Raw genomic sequence first — 332 nt, 5'->3', positions numbered from 1 at the left:
GCGATCAGCGTTTCGATCTCCTTCGCCGCCTCAGCGCTACGGCTGGCCAGGTTGCGCACCTCGCCGGCCACCACCGCAAACCCGCGACCCTGTTCGCCCGCCCTGGCCGCCTCCACCGCGGCGTTCAGCGCCAGAATATTGGTCTGAAACGCGATGCTGTTAATCACCGTAGTGATTTCAGCGATCTGCCGGGAGCTGGCCGAGATATCCTCCATGGTATTGACGACGCGGGAGACCAGCGCTCCGCCTTTTCCCGCCGTTTCCGACGCCACGTCGGCAAGCTGGCTGGCCTGGCGCGCGTGGTCGGCGTTCAGCTTCACCGTGGAGGTCAG

At 65.4% G+C, this 332-nt stretch carries 1 protein-coding gene; it reads right to left on the bottom strand.

Annotation, left to right across the window (positions count from 1 at the left end; translation table 11 throughout):
• Positions 1-332 (bottom strand): methyl-accepting chemotaxis protein (locus GJV78_RS22855; protein WP_230979237.1); only part of this gene is annotated, 332 nt, incomplete at both ends.

The organism is Intestinirhabdus alba (assembly GCF_009711095.1).
Classification (GTDB): Bacteria; Pseudomonadota; Gammaproteobacteria; order Enterobacterales; family Enterobacteriaceae; genus Intestinirhabdus; species Intestinirhabdus alba.
Note: the sequence above shows the minus strand (reverse complement) of the source record. Positions and strands in the feature narration are given on the sequence as shown.